The following is a 16,762-nucleotide window of genomic DNA, read 5'->3' on the forward strand; positions in this document are numbered from 1 at the left end:
CGCTGCGGTTTTTCGTCAGATCTTTTGAACCTGAGCAGAAACCGGTTACTCAACCGGGAAATGTTCGGGGATGACTGTAATGAACGCTTTCAAGAATCAGCTGACACTTGAGCAGGAATCAAGACTACATGCCCTGGATGCCTGGTATCGGGCGTTGGAAAATCGAGAGCTGCGCATGGAATCGCCCGATGCCTATCACGAGGAACTGTTGCGCAAGTCTGATGAGATGGATCGATTGGGGATGTTGACTCTGACCGAACTGCGCGAACTGCGCAGGGACGCGGACGCGGCCTATCTGCTTGCGGTCGCCGGCAAGGATTATCACTGAAGGTGTGCCATCGTCGCCCGAACACAGCCCCGGGGAGGCGAAGGCAGCCTTGACGCATAAATCCGCACGCCATTTGACGCGCGGATTTACTCGTTTGGTCCACCTATCGCCGGCTTCAGGTCGTCAACAGTGTTGCGCTGCTATCGGTCTGTGGCACAGCGATGTGGTTGTCACCGGGAGTCAGAATGACTTTCCGGCAGTCCTCTTGTTTTTTATCAAAGATCTTATATCCCTCGGCGGCCTGTTCCAGTGACAGGCGATGGCTGATGATGACTTCCGGTGCAAGACGACCCGTTTCGATATGATCCAGGAGCTCAGGCAGGAAACGGTGCACATGGGTCTGCCCCATCTTGAAGGTCAAACCCTTGTCGAATGCATCGCCGAACAGGAAGCCATGAATGAACCCGGAATAAACGCCCGGGACGCTGACAACACCTCCACGTCTGACCGCAGCGATACACTGACGCAGCGCTTTGCCGCTACTGCCCTCAAGCTTGAGAGTCGCAAGGACCGTTTCCGTCGTGCTTCCCTTGGCTTCGAACCCGACCGCATCCACGACGCCGTCGACGCCTCGCATCCCTTTGGTTTGCCGGATGATCGTATCGGCAGGGTCGTCGTCTTCGTCGAAGTTGATCGGGATTACGCCATAGGTTTTCTGCGCGTAAGCCAGGCGATAAGGATGGTGATCAACCATGAAAATCTGCTCGGCCCCGAGCATCCTCGCACAGGCCGCGCTCAACAAACCGACGGGGCCCGCGCCATAGATGGCGATGCTCGAGCCATGACCAATGCCGGCGTTGGTCACGGCCTGATAGGCAGTGGGGAGAATGTCGGAAAGGAACAGGACTTTCTCATCCGACAGCGTCCCCGGCACTTTGAACGGCCCGGTGTTGGCCTTCGGTACGCGCACGTATTCAGCCTGACCGCCAGGCACTCCGCCGTACATATGGCTGAAGCCGAAGAGAGCAGCGCCTGGTGGTATTACCTTTTTATTGATGATCGCCCCACGCCCCGTATTGGTTGTCTCGCAGGCCGCGAACAGATCCATCGCGCAAAAGAAGCAGCTGCCGCAGGCGATGACAAAAGGAATGACCACGCGGTCGCCGGGTTGCACAGCGGTCACTGCCGAGCCCGCCTCCTCGACGATTCCCATGAACTCATGACCGAAGATATCGCCGTGCTCCACGGTTGGAATTTTTCCTCGGTAGAGATGAAGGTCGGAGCCGCAGATCGCCGTTGCTGTGACTCGCAGGATGATGTCGTCATTGTCCTCGATAACCGGATCCGGAACGGTGTCGACCTTGACGCTGTGCGCGCCGTGATACGTGAGTGCTCTCATGACCTCTTGCCCCTTGCTTCATCTGAATGTAAGTGGGAGAGGACTGCCGGCCAACGTAAGTTCACAGTGATAGCGCCACAAGTGACTAGCGGTCGACAGGTGAGTACCTGGCGCAATTTTTTCAAACCTTAGGGAGCAGGGAGGGGTCGACTGCAGATTCCTGCCTTCCTTGGAGTGAGTGCTGCTGCCGTGATTCGGTGTCCCTGCACGGTACCGGCACCTTGTCAGTTTACCCACGCGACAAATGAAACAGCCCTGAATATTCAGGGCTGTTTTTTAGTTATTCGCTCACGCCTTAGCCGTTCTTGCTGTAGCCGCTGCCGGCCTCGGTCAGATTCGAATAAAAGATGCAGCCGATCAGTCTTGCGAACAGGCCTAACGTGTCCGCCAGATCCGGGTCGTCGAAAATGACCGCCCTGGAGTCCAATGCACACAGCGCGCCCCAAAGTTGCCCGTCGGGTAGAAAAATAGGCGCCCCTGCGTAGCTTTCAATCAAATATTGCTTCACCACGGGACGTGTCGAAAACCTGCCGTCGCAACTTATCTGTGGCACGAAAAGCACCTGCGGGTCTCTGCGAAACTCACTGCAAAGTGTGGTCTCGAGTTCCAGGGTGTCGCCGGTGTTGATCCCAAGCTCGATCGGATCGTAGGCGGAACAGACGATCCATTCCGTGTCGGTGAATTTTGCGATTGCCGCGAAGCGCGTCCCGGTCATGCGTGTGACGAGCTGCAGAATATTGGTTGTAGCTTCAATTTCAGCGATAGAGGAGCGTTCCTCTGCGCTTAGCAACGCTCTGTGAATGGTCTCACTGAGAGGCATGCATTGTTCTCCGGTAATGAATGATCGAGCTGGCGACTGCTGAACGCGATTGAACTGCCCGTTTTGAGTCTAAACAAAACGGAGTCGTTCACTTCAAAGGTTCCTGATAGCTGCCATAGCAAAGGATCATTGGCGTCCGGCTTGAGGCGCCGTTATCGGCGGCGTAGGCTTGATCACATCATTTGTTGGATGTCGCATTGAATGCAGGGTGAGGAAGTGGAAGGCGTAGTGTTGAACGAAAAGATGCAGCGTGAAGCTGATCGGCTTCTGGCGCAGATCGTCCGGGCAGACTCGATGATCATCGCAGTAAAGGCGGGGGCTCGCGCGGATGGCTTCGTGCTGGGGTTGGAAACCGGTGGGGTTTTGCGTGCCGGTGATGCTGAAAGGCTGTACGTCATTTTTGAAGCGGCGTTGGTTGAGCGTCTGAAAACGCTTTCACGGCCTTGAGAGGCCCGTTATCTGTAGCTTGAAGTGAAGGAAGCAGCGCCTGGATCGACGCAATTGACGAACGCATTTAGAACGCCAGAAACCACAAAGCCCTGAATAGTCAGGACTTTGTCGTACATAAGAAGGGAGGGAGTAGAGGTTTTTGAAGCTGCGGCTACTATCGATATGAGTCAGGTATTGTGGTGGCCAAGATGCGGCTGTTTTCGGCCAGAAGCAGCCGCTCATTGATAACCGTTTCCAACATGGTGGTTGTCTACATGCGTGCGGACTGACATTAACCAAGCGCCATGAAATGACTAGAGCTTCGATGCCTGAATGGCTGCTTCAAGCAATGGTCCTGTGATTTTTCTTTCGTTGTAATCACCGACGAAGTAATTGATTCGATTAGCCAGGCACTGAATGGATAACCAGCCCAGGCCGTGGTAGTCACGCAACTCCTCGGCGTTCAGCTTGATCAGACATTCGTAACTTACGAAAGACGCTTCACATTCGACGAGAATATAAACAGCGCCGTCCTCCGCTTTGAGAAGATGCCAGTAGTCGTCCGTTATGTGGTATGCCGCAGGTGCGATCTGAACCAAATCCATGTTTTTTTCCGCAGGTTATTTTCGATTTCTGACCATGACATGGCTGCGAATGAACGATTCTACATGGTTGTTTCTTGCCGGAAACGGCCGCTCACGGCCGGCCGCTTCCGGCCAGAAGCTGCCGCTTGCGCGCGACCGCAGTTATTCCAAGTAAGATAGTCACGAAAGATATAAATACGCGAAAACAGAAGTACAATGCGCCGCATGACGAATGTGATAACAGATACCTAGTTTACGCGGGGTAGGCCGGAGGCCTTGAAAACAGTGGAGCGGGTGTAGGGAGTCGTACCCTCGTTATCAGCTTGGGAAGCTGCTAACAAGGGCAGGTTTTTTGAGCTTTTTTATAGATTGGCTGAAGTGCACAGCAACAAGTTAATCACAACCTTGTATGAACTCACGTGGGGACAACGTCTTGGCTTTAAAACCATCCGTAAACTGATCAACGACAGCGGTACCAAAAAAATACTCTGGATTGTACCAGCGACGATGTTTTGCGACTGCATCAAGCGCAAAACGATATGCTAGCTGACGTTCAATTTCCTTTGTGGCTTTAGAAAACATATCCACAGTAGGCATCCAATCGTATAGATATCGGCATTCATCCAGCACCAGCATGTCCATAAACATAGGGGTGTCTTTTGATTTGTATGACCATCTAAGCGTCTTCTCGATATTTACATGATAGGGTGTTGCAACCTGCCTAAAAAGAGCCTCTATTGATTGATGAAAAAGTACAAGATCGCAAAATTGATGATAGTCGAAAATCTTGTGTGAGTCGTACATACTTTTGAACTGTTCGGATAAATATTTACTTTGCTCTTGACCTTCGGACAACAAGTATGAAAGGAGCTTAATGCTATCAACCAGCTCTTTTTTGCTTCCTTTAATATCGAGCTGGGCGAGAAACTGATCAGAATAGTTTGAGAACTCTTCATCTTGGAAGATAAACTGCGGATAATTTAAATCCTTGTTATTCAAGTTTTTATCAAGGGCAGCGAGCGTCCAAAGAAGTGGATACATGTCAGGATCGATGATTACATCACCACCGCCATCGTCCTTGTCGAAATGGAAAAGACTTTCGAGGGATTTTTTGAGAGGAGCTATATCTCGGACATCAAAAAATTTACTAAACAAAGAGTTGTGCTGAGGAAACCTATTATAAGGCGAGATTAAGCTAGCGTGATCTATTAGCAGGCGCGTAACAAACTGCCCATAGTAATAATCAAGGTTTTCCGATACAACTTGATGCCATTCATTAGGATCGAGGCTCTGAGCGATAGGGCCTTCAGTGAAATCATTTTCGCTGTCTTCGCTTTCTATAAAGCTTTTTGGATACAAGTAGCATGCAACTAACTTGGCGAGCAAGGCTCTACCAACTGGGTCCTGAGCCTCAGTTGGCAACGAAAAATTCGTAATCAAAACACCGGGCGAATTTAGTGAGTGCTTTGCGAGTACTCTTGTTAAGGCTGTCAGTGTTTTTTGTTTTTTCCCCCTACTTGGTAAAGGGCCACAGAAATCCAAGTATATTATGTCAAAGCGCTGGGGTGAGGCTTCGACAAAAGCGTCAAGCCCTCCATTAATTATTTTAATAAATGGGAATTCTGAGTTCAGTGCAGAAATAACAGCTTCGCTGTACGTGGAACTTTCGGACTCAAATGCCCAGATATTTTCTGGAAGAAGTCCGAGACTACAAAATACCCGCAAATCGTTCTCTGGGTTAGGTCCTGATAAATATGCAACCTTGAGATTTTCAGGCTTTCTAGATTGTGTTATTGAATCATAAAATGACTCCCATCTTTCAATCGTCGATGTCGATAACTTCGTGGCCACAATGGAGTCAAAAGAATTATCCTTATTAAGGATATGCTGCTTTACGTCTCGAACGTATGAGCGTCGCGCCAATGTTGAGTTTGTTCGGTTTTTTGTCAATGCTTCAACTGCGCTGCTGATAACCGAGTGCCTTGCTACATTCTTTACAGTTTCCGTGTAATTTGCCATTTTGTGCTCTCTCCGGACTTGGTTGGCGATTCCATAGCTGGTAGTTTTATGGTGCTGACGTTGAATAATGTTTAGATTGATACTAGTTATAATTTTTGAGCTGGCAAGTTTTTTAAGCTTGTCCAAGTTGACTGGTGTTTTATTTGCTAAAGATTTGTAGATTTTCAGGTGCACATGTTTGTTAAAAATCTTGAAAACCACCATAGCCTACCGCCATCATATCGTCCACTAGGCTGGTGAAATTTGTGTGGGACATACAAGAGGGTATGCGGAGTCGATTGAATTTTAATTAACTATTTTTATAGCAACCCAAGTTAGCCTCGTCACATAGCGATATAGGGCTGCTGCAGCGGCTCAATGTCACCCTAAAATCAATGCGGTTAACTCAGCCCCCCGGGTGCACCCACAATCGGCGAATTTTTCCGAATCAGCGAAGTAGATCGCTGTTGGCATGTGGTCTGATCGTGCTATTGTCAGCCGTGGCAAGCTGCAAAATTCGAGCTGCAAGACCTGATCCAGGATGCTGGATGGATGACTTTAATATTTAAGGATGACGTAAAAAATGCATTATAAAAGCTTCTTTGTCGAATGCGCTGAAAAAGTAAGGGACGAGCTAAGAGATTCAAAGTCTGAGATCAATCAAGAAACTGCGAGCCCTTTGATAAAAAGTCTTTTTGATCAGTTTAGCGATGATGAACATGAAGCAATTATGTTGCTGCTTTTAAATGGTCCAGATACGGAATATTATATACAGCGTTCTACAGTAGCTGCTTTTCGTGCGTTAAAGGCCTCAAGAACAAAAATCTCTATAGATGAGTTCCACCTTCATATGAACGATTACCTCCAAGACCTTTTCAAAAGGATGGGAGGGTCAGGAACTGTAAATGAAGAGGGGCACAATGATTACAGCATTCTGTTTGCGGATGGTACAGAGATTGAGTTTGAGCCCTATATCAATGAAAGTGGCAAGCCAAAACTCCGCATCACTACTACGCAAGGGCACATGCCTCTCTAGTAGCTCGGAAGGCTAAGGTACTTTCGAAAATTTCAAGGGGCAAGAATGTGGCTAAATGTGGCTAATCGTACGCCAACAACGCCCCTTAGTGCTAAATTAGCTATAATCTCGATATGTAAAAAAGTCCTAAAGCCTGACATTTGTGGGGGCTGTAGGGCTTTTTTTGGCTAGTGCTCCAACGTAAGCTCAGCTATGTACTAAGTAATGACTGATGATCGGAATGTTGTCACGATATCTACTTGATGTGCCTCAATATACTCTAACAGTTTTCTGTAATTTTTCAGAAGTACTGCTCTGTTCGACCAGTTGTTCTCCTCATCAGCAACCTTTGGCTCCACAAAGGTTCCATTTCGGCTGAAAAATAACTTGCTTTCTTGAATGCACATCATAGTATGGTCCCAGTCGGCATTAAATACGGCATCAAAGCTCAGTAAGAAGTTGGAAATTAGTGTATTGAGTTCATTGTGAGTTTTGAAGCCTCCCGTCTTCTGGATTGCTAGTGACCTCGTTAGGTCTAGAATCTCATTGAGAACTTCTCGGTCGTCCCGTTTGGCTTGCTCGTCACTGTCGGGGTTCGTCGAGCGGATTATTTCGGAAACGTGCTCTTCTAGATCGGGCCAGTTTTTCTCAAAAGCCTGGTTCAAAATTGACTCGTTAAGAACATTGTCAGGGTTGGCTTTGTTGAGGGCTTGAATTAATTTTTTGATCTCGGCCTTCTGAAATGGAGTGACCTGGAACTGCGTGAGGGGTCCGTTTAGATCACTGGTGCCTAAATCGATCAATACAGGGCAGACCAAAGAATCATCAACCTGCTTTGATATGGCTCCTGCCTCGAACGCTAACCAAGGGCTTTTTAAGTTTTCGCGTGTAACGAAAAAAATTCCGGCAGACGATGATTCAAGCTCGGCGGCAATGTCGTGTGACCAGCGAGTGCCTTTTTCGATGTCGGTGGGGGTGTAATACGGTTCAACGGTTTGGAGGACGTGGGGTATCCAATTTTTGAAGGCCTCACCCACGCGTTTGCTCATTTCGCCAGACCAGCTAATAAAAACCTTCATCTTCGTCCCGTGAGGCTGTGTAGAGTTGTTCGTACATTACCCACGTAAATCTGGCTTGTCACGAAGGAGATGTGGGCAAGCTGGGGTGGATAGTACAAAAAAGGTACATGGCTAGACGTTAAAGCTAGCAGCGTTACTAGGTGTGGCCTAAGGAAACTATGACTAATCCATTCTGCTTCTGACCGTTTGCTGCCTGTCGCGAAGGGCTGCAAACCGCCAAAATCAGCCATTTTGCGTCTAAAAACTAACGGGCGATTCAAGGTCGCGTCTGAACTACTGTCTTCATAAAGAACAACCTGGCCGGTAACGCTGAGAAGCTAAACCAAAGCTGTCATGGAGCACCTTGTACAATGAAGGGGCATAGGCCGTACTGCCGGAGTAGTTCAGAGACTATGAGTCCAGAATGTTATTTAAATATCCGAGGTACATTGGCTGTTCAAAACCACCAAACTTTGGAAGCCATTCTTCATCCGTTGCCGGATCGATCTCGAAGCGATAGCTGGTTGTCGAAAAGATAACTTGAGCGTTATTTTTTAGAGACACTACTTTGAGCTCTTTGATGTACGCATCCAGATCCTCTGAGTGAATCTCCTGCTGCCGAGGGGTATCGAATATCAATGTTCGGAAGGGCGAGGTTGGATTGCCGGTGCAAATTTCAAATAGCGCAGCGTGGAATGCGAGCACCGTACGAGCCTTAGAACTACCTTTGATGATCCCAAGTTTCTCAGACCCAAGAATTGGCTTTAGATCACTGTCGATCTGGATCTCTCTGGAGATGTTCTTGGAGTTTAAGATGTCTAGCCAACGGGCCATTTTCTCGGCTAAAGCGAGCTTGAATCGCATTACGTCCGGCGATTGCTCTCTGGTTTTTCCGAGAGACTCTAGTTCGTTTTGAACCGCCTCTCGCCGATTCAGCAGTTCGAGGTGCTTACTTTGTTGGCTCTTGTATTTCTGTTGTTGACCTTTTTCGAGCTCTAACTCGAAAAGTTCGGAGGCAATTCTACTGATCGCCTCAATGAACATCTCAATCCCTGCTTCGCGTTCTGCAATCCCTCTCTTTGTGGAAAGATCAGCGATTTGTCCTTCTAGCCAAGTCATCTTGGTCTGCAGAGCTTCAGCCTGCTGTATATTCGCGACGGTCACGGCTTCCAGGTCTTTCAGCTGATCTTTGAGATAAAGCAGGCTTTTGCCATATGAGTCAGAGCTGACGAGAAACATCCCGCACGAGGGGGTTGTGCATATTTCGCTAAACGAAATAAATGCACGGCGAGCTTCTTCATTCAAATCCAGGGTCTCGATTTCGCTGTCGATCTCATCTCGTATTTGAGACGAACTGCGAATCCTCGACTCTAGGGTTATATGCTGTGAGGCTATCTCTCGGTGCTGGCGACGGAGATCGGTAATCAAGAAGTCGAAGCTGTTTAAAGTCTCGCTTTTAATGTCCTTGGTCGTCTTCAATTCATCAAGACGAGCTTTGAGTGAGGTAATATCACGCTCAATATCTGCTTCAAGTCGTGGAGCGGCTGGGAGGTCTTGGCGTAGCCTCTCCATAAGCTTACGGCTATCTGTGATAGTCTTATCCAGGTAGTCGAGCTCTTTTTTGAGATTGATCGTCTTTTTGGCTGCGTCGAATGAGCTTCTGGCAGGGAGGTCCACGGCTAGGCGAATCATTTCGGAATACTGAGCTTTGATAAAGCTATGTCGCGGCGGAACGTAATAGTCCGAATAACCGATGTCCTGATCTAGATAAAATAGTGGCAGTATCGCCGAGAAAAACGGAATTGTAGCAGTGTCACTATTAGTAGTCAGACGCTCAGATCTTAGATTCAAGATGCCCAACATGAACCTGGAAAAGTCTTCATCGTTATAGAAGCGATTGATAGTTCTGCCGTCGCTGCTAACGGTGATGTCGTATTTCTCTCCTACCTTCCGCTCAAATGAAAGTAAGTTGGAGTTTATATTTACTCGCAGGACGACCTTTCCAGTATTCCGAATGATGTCTTCACGAAACTGAACGTCTAATCCGAGACAAAACATGATGGATTGGATTAGCGGCGTTTTCCCACTTCCATTAAGGGCAAATAGCTGAGTAACAGATCTACCAAACCTCAGCTCTTGAGAAACCCACCCACCACCATGACTTGCAAAGAACTGCAGGGATTCAAATTTCATCTAGTTTGGCCTCAATGTCTCGTTCTTTGCAAATATTTCTATATGATCTTTTGATGGTTAAGAGCGCCACGCAAAGATGGCTTTCTTCGCTCATAACTTTGTCGATGAATTTCTTGCCAGGCTCTGCGGCATCGATCCGAGAGTTGTGTTTGTTAACGACGACCATCCCAGTGTCTTCCAAGAATGTCAGCGCCTTAATTGTTCTTACTCTTAAGTTCGCAGACCAACCTAGCTCTTGTGTTGAACCTTTGAAACTGGCAATGCTCTGTTCAAAACACTGCCCAACCAGCATACCAATGTCGTTACGTTTAGGCTTTGCTTGGCTGCGAGCGAGTAAAATTATGGTCAGTGCAATTAACGGGATATGAAATAAAGTCTCATTACCCAAAACGTCAGACCTGTTTCTTGGCGAGTACGAGAAATTAAGACTTTGGGACTCAGTGTTTGCTGCAGCCACAGCATCACGGAAATTCATGAGGACTCTCCTTTCACGATTTCAGACAGTACGGCTCCAAAAACTAATTCTTCAGTTAGGTCATTGCGACCCAATAGTGCGCGAAGATTAATTGTTAGCTTGACGACCGCGCCTGTAATTGTCTTCATGTCTATTTTTCCAACAGCCAAGTTATCTGTCAGACTTGTTATTTCATCCATAAGCTCAAGCAGTTTTAGCTCTTGGATTGTATGCCTATTAACGCGATACCAGGTTTCCCACTGCGACTTAAAATTTGCAAATGAGTTAAGCGTTTCTTCTTTATAGTTGTTTCGCTTTAATACGCGTTGAAGAATCGAAACGCTTTTAATAGCGTTTGGGTCGCCGCCGTTCCTGAGGAGATAATAGGCAGGTCGAGAAATGGCAAGGATGTCGAGCATGTCATCGAGGGTCACACTCGCTTTATCATTAAGCATATCCTCGGTCATGCTGCCCTTTATTTCTTCTGATGATTTGCCTTCTATTAATGATAGAAGCTGTATGATCAAAAGCCGAATCTCCTTCGGAGTCAAATTGATTTCACTGTATTTGTAGATTTGACTATGTGCGCTTGAAACGAAGTTATCGTCGTCGTCGTTCAAGATTTGCTGGCGAGGCATTAGCTTTAGGCGTGACAGGAAGTCGAGAACTTCCTGGTCGGCCTTTGTTGATAGGCCTGGTACAAGTTTTTTAGTTTCAGCTATTAGCGTTGTCGTGTGTTTGCATACAATATTTCCGGATTGTGCATCGTTGACCAAACCTTCAACATCATCGTCGAAGTTGATGTTCGTTAAGATGACGAGAGAGTGGCAAGTGTCACCGAAGTTAACTACGTGTAACAACATCTTGCCGGCAAAGCTGTTGGGTAAGTCGTGGCCATTTTTTTTGGTTTTCTTGATGCCAAATATTTCTAGGATATTGTAAAGATGGTTCTGTTTTGTCTTTGTTTTGACCTGTACGAAGCGGTAGTAAATCTCTCCGTCATCCACAAACTTGACCACGTAATCTTCGTGGTAATCGCAAAAGACTCGTTCAATGGCGCAGTCTTCGAGGAGTGCTAAGCACTCTAGGCTTGCGGCTTTGAATTGGGCCTTAAATCTGTGAATGGTATCTCTACCGTTCAACTCGCGAGCCTTAACTTCATGAAGTTTCATATATAGCGCTCAGCGTTTTTTTGTCGGATTGGAGCCGGCTATTCTGAACGGATGAGAAGCGCTGCAGTGACGTGCCCCCCAAACGGTTCGGCGGCACACATGGTATTTAGCGATGTGAGGTGCGTGTTCTGATGTGATCGCGGTAGCAATAAGCTGGGTTTGAGTAGTGCGATGTCGTGAGCGCTGATATTTACGATTAGCTTCCATTGCTAAGGCCCTTGGGGCTGATGGTCTTTTAGTGACTGCATCATATGCGGCTGATTGCCATCAGTAAACGATGCTGGATGATCTAGGTTGCCGCACACAATCTCCTCAGTCTGTGTGATAGATGATTATGTTGGCACCGTCCGATGCCTTGTAACAGGCAAGACACCCCAGCCCCCTGATCGTATCGGTGTGCTGTTCGCCATTTAGGATTGTATTTAAGACGAATAGGTGTTTTGTCAGACGTCCGTTTCTGCCCCGCCCTGAGAGGCTGCTTCTGGCCGAAAGCTGCCTTTTGAAGATAGCCTCATCCACCTGAGCGCCAAGGTCGGATGAGAGGCCGAAAAGGTTGAGTTGCGGAAATGACCGAACAAGATGCGGAAACAATCTAGGCAGGGTGGAGCAAAAAGCTCGATCCCCAGAAACGACAAAGCCCTGAATAATCAGGGCTTTGTCGTACATAAGATGGCGGAGGCGATGGGATTCGAACTCATGGACCTGTTACAGTCGACGGTTTTCAAGACCGTTGCCTTAAACCACTCGGCCACACCTCCGTTTGCGTTGCGGGCGCCATAATACCTGAATGAAACACACTGTCAAACTCTGTGCATGGCTTGTTACAGAGCGTCTGTTATGATCTTTGCCACTGAACGTTTCAAACCAACAGGAGTGTCGCCATGCGCGAACAGGATTACGCAGTTCACAACAGCGTGCAGGCTGAGCAGCTAGAGGTTAGCCGCGTCCTGCGCAACACATACGGCTTACTGGCGCTCACCCTCGCATTCAGCGGTGTGATGGCTTTCGTGGCTCAGCAGATGCGCGTCGGCTACCCGAACATTTTCGTGGTGCTGATCGGTTTCTACGGGCTGTTCTTCCTCACCAACAAACTCCGTGATTCCGCGTGGGGCTTGGTGTCCGCCTTTGCGCTGACCGGTTTCATGGGTTTCCTGCTTGGCCCGATCCTCAACCGTTACCTGGGCATGCAGGGCGGCGCTGAAGTGGTCAGCTCGGCATTCGCGATGACGGCGCTCGTGTTCGGTGGTCTGTCGGCCTACGTGCTGATTACCCGCAAGGACATGAGCTTCCTCGGTGGTTTCATCACCGCCGGTTTCTTCGTGTTGCTGGGTGCAACGCTGGCGGGCATGTTCTTCCAGATCAGCGGTCTGCAACTGGCGATCAGCGCCGGTTTCGTGCTGTTCTCGTCGGTGTGCATTCTGTTCCAGACCAGCGCGATCATCCATGGTGGCGAGCGCAACTACATCATGGCGACCATCAGCCTGTATGTATCGATCTACAACCTGTTCATCAGCTTGTTGCAGATCTTCGGCATCATGAGCCGCGATGACTGATCGCTGTTTGTGAAGCAACAAAAAACCCGCTCCGGCGGGTTTTTTGTTGTCTGCAAAAAGCAGGTCAATTGATCACGATGCTGCCATCAGCCTGTTGCTTGTAAATGGTGTAGGGCAGCAGAAACGTATCCAGCACGCCCGACACCGCTGCGTCGACCACTAGGCCAATCGAGGCGTTGTTGTAGTTGAACGCGTCGACGTCATCCGGTTTTTCGGCGTGCAGCATGCAGAAGTCGTAAGTTGCACCGCTGTAAATGCGCGGAACGGCGCCGCAGTAGCTCTTCTGGGTTTTCAGCTGTTTCACGGAGAAATTATCGCTGAGCGCAACGGTCTGCACCGTCCCGCATCCGCTGAGCATCAACGCCGCGAGCATCACTGCCTGAATTCTCATTACCGCCAATCCTTCGCCGGAAAAACCTCAATCTACGCCGAACAGGCGCAAAAAGCACTCACGCCATCGGTGGCAAGCGGCGTTTGACCGGGGTTTTCTTGACGATCGCGGTGTTGGTTTCGGCCAGTGTATTGAGGCGGTCGAGCAGGGTGTCCAGCTGTTCCATCGAGCGTACGTGCAGACGGGCGATGAAGCAGTCCTCGCCAGTGACTTTGTCGCACTCGGTGAATTCCGGGATCGACAGGATCTGCCGCTCGACTTCCTGCAGTTGCCCCGGCAGCGGCCGTACCCGGACGATCGCCTGCAACTGATAGCCGAAGCATTTGGGGTCGATCTCGACGGTGTAGCCCTTGAGCACGCCGCGCTCTTCCAGGCGGCGTAACCGCTCGGCCACGCTGGGTGACGACAGGCCGCTGATCTGCGCCAATGCCTTGAGCGAGCGGCGCGAATCTTCCATCAAGGCGCTGATGAGGATCTGGTCGATATCGTCGGTCATGGCGCAACTCCGGGATTAGGCATTTGAGGGAAAAGACCCGCGATAAAAAAGGCAGAAACCGAGTTTAGCCTGCTTTTAGCGCTGGAGGTGCGCGGTGGTGGCTTGGCATACTTTTGCCACGCTTTCGTCAAACGCTTAGGGAGATAGAACATGGACAAAGACATCCGCCGTGGCTCGTTGGAGATGACCGCCGCCATGTTGATTTCCGGGACCATCGGCTGGTTTGTACTGGTGTCCGGGCAGCCGGTGCTGGACGTGGTGTTCTGGCGCTGTGTGTTTGGCGCGGGCACCTTGCTGCTGATTTGCGCCGTATTTGGCTTCCTGCGCCCGGGTATTCTGACCCGCACCACGTTCCTGCTCGCGGTACTCAGCGGTGTGGCGATTGTCGGCAATTGGGTGTTGTTGTTTGGCTCGTACTCCCGGGCCTCGATTGCCATCGGTACGGCGGTCTACAACGTGCAGCCGTTCATGCTGGTGGGGTTGGCGGCGCTGTTTCTTGGCGAGAAAATCACCTTGCAGAAGCTGTTCTGGCTGGCGATTTCCTTTCTCGGCATGCTGGCGATTGTCAGCGCCCACGGTACGCAAGGCGAAAGCGGCGGCGAATATCTGCTGGGGATTGCACTGGCGTTGGGCGCAGCGCTGCTCTACGCGATCGCGGCGCTGATCATCAAGCGTCTGACCGGCACGCCGCCGCACCTGATCGCCCTGATCCAGGTCTGCACCGGGGTGCTGTTGCTCGCGCCGTTCGCACATTTCAGCGGCCTGCCACAAACCAACGGCGCGTGGGCCAGCCTGGTGACGCTGGGCATCGTCCACACCGGCCTGATGTATGTGTTGCTGTACGGCGCGATTCAGAAACTGCCGACGGCCCTGACCGGTGCGCTGTCCTTCATCTACCCGATTGCGGCGATCTTCGTCGACTGGTTCGCCTTCGGCCATCGCCTGGAAACCCTGCAATGGCTCGGCGTGGCGGCGATTCTGCTGGCCGCCGCCGGGATGCAACAGGGCTGGGGCCTGAAAATCGGCCGTCAGCTCAAATCGGTTTGATCAGATCCTTGAACAAGCCTTTGAGCTGCTGATTGCCGGCATCCACCAGATGATTGTCGTCAAAGTACAGCGGCACGCCGTCCATGGAACCCATGCAGTTGCCGTTGGGGCACAGGTACGGCGTCGGGTCGATCACCGTCGCGTTGCAGCGGCTGGCAGCGGCTTCGATGGTTGCGATGGCGACGCGGTTGCGTTTCTCGTAGGCCTGCAACGGCAGGGAAATGTCCGTGGTTTGCCCGAACAATCGCTGATTCAGATTCAAGCCCTTGTAGACGCTGAAGGGCATTTCCGGGATCGGTTTGACGATGTACACCGGGTGGTTCTCGGCAATCGAACAGACTGTGCTGACGTACTCTTCGGTATAGGCCTCGGCAAACCCGGCCTGACGCTCGGGAAAGGAGATCCGGTAGCTGTTTTCCCGACCCGAATCCGCGTACAGCGCCGCGCGACTGAATAGCACTACCGGGACACCGGCGTAAGCGGATTTCAGTTGTTGCAGCTTTTCCTGATTGAATCCCCGGCACTGGCTTTCAACAGTTTTGTCGTGCATGGCGAAGTGCGCCAGGGTCGGACACCCGCCCCGTGACCAGGACAGCGCCGCCTGCGGGTTTTCCATTTGCACTGCCGCTGCGGTCGATTGCGCATGGCTGTCGCCATACAGAATCACCGACACTTCTCCCGTACCCAGTTTGCAATCCGCCGCCGCATAGGCGTTGGGGTAGCACTCCTGCGGGTAGAGCTTGCTGGTGTATTCCGGTTGGCCGAGATCGACCAGCGCCGGGCGCCAATCGGGGTGCTGCTTGACCAGCGAAGACGTCACCGCCGACACGGCTACCACAGCCACCGTCAGCGCTGCGAACTTGATCACCGTGCGCGTCGCGGTCGTACCTTTCTGCACCTTCGATTCAACCAGGTAGAAGGACAGGGCGCCGAGGGCGAACGAGGCACTGATCGCGCCGATCACATGCGGCCAACTGTTCAACAGTCCGCACAGGTACAGCAGCACCACCAGTGGCCAGTGCCACAGGTACACCGAGTAGGAAATGCTGCCGACAAACTGCAGCGCAGGATGGCTGCTGAACACCGACCGGGTGTTGCCGTGAATCACCAGCATCGTCCCCAGTACCGGCACCAGCGCAAGGTAGCCCGGCCACAGATCCGCTTCAGAAAAGCCCAGCACGCTGCCGGCAATCGCCAGCAGGCCCAGCCCTTCACAAATCGCGCCGCCGCGCTGGCTGAGCCGAAGCGGAAACACAAAGACCAGCCCGCCAGCGATCATTTCCCAGGCGCGGGTGGGCAGCATGTAGAACGCAAACGTCGGGTTGAGTCGGGTCACGACGATGGATGCCGCGAGCGAAATCAACGCAAGGGCAACCAGCGCATAGCGGGTTTTGTCGGCACCGAGCAGCCTGTGCAAACCCATGATCAGCACCGGATAAAGCAGGTAGAACTGCCACTCGACCGACAGCGACCAGGTGTGCAGCAACCAGTTTTCATGCAGCGGCGCGGCGAAGTAATTGCCGCTTTCGGCGAAACTGAAGTTCGAACTGAACAGCAGGCTGCTCTTGATCGTGCGGATGGTTTCGCGCAAGTCGTCCAGCGGCAGGTACAGGTAGCCGAAGATCAGCAGCGCGACACACAGGACCAGCAGGGCGGGAATGATGCGGCGGGCGCGGGAGGCGTAGAAGCCGAGGAGGGAAAAGTTCTGCTGTTGCACGCCGTTGACGATGATCCCGGTCATCAGGAACCCGGAGATGACGAAGAACACGTCGACCCCGGCGAACCCGCCCTCGAACCCCGGCACCTTGAAATGAAACAGCACGACCGCGAGCACGGCCAGTGCCCGCAGGGCGTTGATACTCTTCCTGAATTGCATTTATGCGTC

General features: G+C 50.9%; 16 protein-coding genes and 1 tRNA gene. 5 read left to right on the forward strand and 12 right to left on the reverse strand.

Going from position 1 to position 16,762, the window contains the following annotated elements; genetic code table 11:
* Positions 1–79 precede the first annotated feature (79 nt).
* Entirely contained in the window at positions 80–328 is a 249-nt protein-coding gene (locus ACIOUG_RS03380) for a hypothetical protein (protein WP_401062508.1), read from the forward strand.
* Positions 329–443: 115 nt separating this feature from the next.
* Here ACIOUG_RS03380 and ACIOUG_RS03385 read toward each other — a convergent pair whose 3' ends face one another.
* Positions 444–1,667, reverse strand: coding sequence for a zinc-dependent alcohol dehydrogenase (locus ACIOUG_RS03385; protein WP_401062510.1), 1,224 nt, complete (start codon positions 1,665–1,667; stop codon positions 444–446).
* A 295-nt stretch (positions 1,668–1,962) separates the two neighbouring features.
* Complete coding sequence (locus ACIOUG_RS03390) at positions 1,963–2,487, reverse strand: GAF domain-containing protein (protein ID WP_401062512.1); 525 nt, start codon at positions 2,485–2,487, stop codon at positions 1,963–1,965.
* Between the two features lie 216 nt (positions 2,488–2,703).
* Between ACIOUG_RS03390 and ACIOUG_RS03395 the strand changes: the two genes are divergently transcribed.
* On the forward strand, positions 2,704–2,934 hold the full coding sequence (locus ACIOUG_RS03395; protein ID WP_401062818.1) for a hypothetical protein: 231 nt from the start codon (positions 2,704–2,706) through the stop codon (positions 2,932–2,934).
* A 296-nt stretch (positions 2,935–3,230) separates the two neighbouring features.
* On the opposite strand, the gene ACIOUG_RS03400 is transcribed toward ACIOUG_RS03395, so the two are convergent.
* On the reverse strand, positions 3,231–3,521 hold the full coding sequence (locus ACIOUG_RS03400) for a hypothetical protein (RefSeq protein ID WP_247842706.1): 291 nt from the start codon (positions 3,519–3,521) through the stop codon (positions 3,231–3,233).
* A gap of 372 nt (positions 3,522–3,893) precedes the next feature.
* Positions 3,894–5,723, reverse strand: coding sequence for a hypothetical protein (locus ACIOUG_RS03405; RefSeq protein ID WP_401062514.1), 1,830 nt, complete (start codon positions 5,721–5,723; stop codon positions 3,894–3,896).
* A gap of 358 nt (positions 5,724–6,081) precedes the next feature.
* On the opposite strand from ACIOUG_RS03405, the gene ACIOUG_RS03410 reads away from it, so the two are divergent.
* Entirely contained in the window at positions 6,082–6,534 is a 453-nt protein-coding gene (locus ACIOUG_RS03410) for a hypothetical protein (protein WP_401062516.1), read from the forward strand.
* Positions 6,535–6,731: 197 nt separating this feature from the next.
* Here the strand turns inward: ACIOUG_RS03410 and ACIOUG_RS03415 are convergent, their stop codons facing one another.
* The 5 genes from ACIOUG_RS03415 to ACIOUG_RS03435 form a co-directional block, all read right to left on the reverse strand.
* A complete protein-coding gene (locus ACIOUG_RS03415; RefSeq protein WP_401062518.1) occupies positions 6,732–7,592 on the reverse strand; it encodes a TIR domain-containing protein in 861 nt (286 codons plus the stop codon).
* Between the two features lie 390 nt (positions 7,593–7,982).
* Positions 7,983–9,764, reverse strand: a complete 1,782-nt coding sequence (locus tag ACIOUG_RS03420) for a hypothetical protein (RefSeq protein WP_401062519.1) — start codon at positions 9,762–9,764, stop codon at positions 7,983–7,985.
* Positions 9,754–10,239 carry a hypothetical protein gene (locus tag ACIOUG_RS03425; protein ID WP_401062521.1) on the reverse strand — a complete coding sequence of 162 codons (486 nt, stop codon included), beginning with the start codon at positions 10,237–10,239 and terminating at the stop codon, positions 9,754–9,756. Before ACIOUG_RS03425 ends, ACIOUG_RS03420 begins: the two co-directional genes overlap by 11 nt.
* Positions 10,236–11,390 carry a dsDNA nuclease domain-containing protein gene (locus ACIOUG_RS03430; RefSeq protein WP_401062523.1) on the reverse strand — a complete coding sequence of 385 codons (1,155 nt, stop codon included), beginning with the start codon at positions 11,388–11,390 and terminating at the stop codon, positions 10,236–10,238. Before ACIOUG_RS03430 ends, ACIOUG_RS03425 begins: the two co-directional genes overlap by 4 nt.
* Before the next feature lie 670 nt (positions 11,391–12,060).
* Positions 12,061–12,148 (reverse strand) — tRNA-Ser (locus ACIOUG_RS03435).
* 123 nt (positions 12,149–12,271) lie between these two features.
* On the opposite strand from ACIOUG_RS03435, the gene ACIOUG_RS03440 reads away from it, so the two are divergent.
* Positions 12,272–12,943, forward strand: coding sequence for a Bax inhibitor-1/YccA family protein (locus tag ACIOUG_RS03440; protein ID WP_003224442.1), 672 nt, complete (start codon positions 12,272–12,274; stop codon positions 12,941–12,943).
* A 64-nt stretch (positions 12,944–13,007) separates the two neighbouring features.
* Here the strand turns inward: ACIOUG_RS03440 and ACIOUG_RS03445 are convergent, their stop codons facing one another.
* Together ACIOUG_RS03445 and ACIOUG_RS03450 are read right to left on the reverse strand one after the other, a co-directional pair.
* Positions 13,008–13,334 (reverse strand): YceK/YidQ family lipoprotein, encoded by a 327-nt coding sequence (locus tag ACIOUG_RS03445; protein WP_401062525.1) that lies wholly within the window; start codon positions 13,332–13,334, stop codon positions 13,008–13,010.
* A 58-nt stretch (positions 13,335–13,392) separates the two neighbouring features.
* Positions 13,393–13,830, reverse strand: a complete 438-nt coding sequence (locus ACIOUG_RS03450) for an Lrp/AsnC family transcriptional regulator (protein WP_007915449.1) — start codon at positions 13,828–13,830, stop codon at positions 13,393–13,395.
* Between the two features lie 150 nt (positions 13,831–13,980).
* On the opposite strand from ACIOUG_RS03450, the gene ACIOUG_RS03455 reads away from it, so the two are divergent.
* Positions 13,981–14,877 carry a DMT family transporter gene (locus tag ACIOUG_RS03455; RefSeq protein WP_401062527.1) on the forward strand — a complete coding sequence of 299 codons (897 nt, stop codon included), beginning with the start codon at positions 13,981–13,983 and terminating at the stop codon, positions 14,875–14,877.
* Here the strand turns inward: ACIOUG_RS03455 and ACIOUG_RS03460 are convergent.
* Positions 14,864–16,753, reverse strand: coding sequence for an acyltransferase family protein (locus ACIOUG_RS03460; protein WP_401062529.1), 1,890 nt, complete (start codon positions 16,751–16,753; stop codon positions 14,864–14,866). The genes ACIOUG_RS03455 and ACIOUG_RS03460 overlap by 14 nt on opposite strands.
* Between the last annotated feature and the right edge of the window lie 9 nt (positions 16,754–16,762).

The organism is Pseudomonas sp. NPDC087803, from assembly GCF_044742995.1.
Lineage (GTDB): Bacteria > Pseudomonadota > Gammaproteobacteria > Pseudomonadales > Pseudomonadaceae > Aquipseudomonas.